Below are 356 nucleotides of genomic sequence, written 5' to 3' on the forward strand. Positions count from 1 at the left end.
TGTTCTTCTTTTAATGAGAAACCGGTTTCGGCCACGCCTGCACGCAATGCCGCCCATTCTTGGCTCAAGGTCTGCTCGTCTGCCGTACCGCATTCTGTGCAAACCAAAATAAACGCGCTGTGGTGCGCTTCGGCTTCTTCGTGGTCATGGCAATGGTCATTGCACTCGTGCTGCGCGTGGCTGCACAGAATATAGCCGTTGACCGCCGCCACTTTGTGCAAAACGCCCTGCTCCGCCCAAAAATCAAGGGCGCGGTAGGCCGTCGGCGGCGCAACCATGCCCTCGCTTTGCTGCTGCATCTGCGACAGAACGTTGTAGGCTTTAATCACGCCGCTTTGTTTCAAAACAATATCAAG

1 protein-coding gene is annotated in these 356 nt (G+C 55.1%); it reads right to left on the reverse strand.

The annotated features are described in order from the left end of the window. A partial coding sequence (locus ACTHSP_RS22980) for a Fur family transcriptional regulator (protein ID WP_440347125.1) occupies window positions 1-356 on the reverse strand: 356 nt, incomplete at both ends.

This window comes from Neisseria sp. P0001.S005, assembly GCF_051963715.1.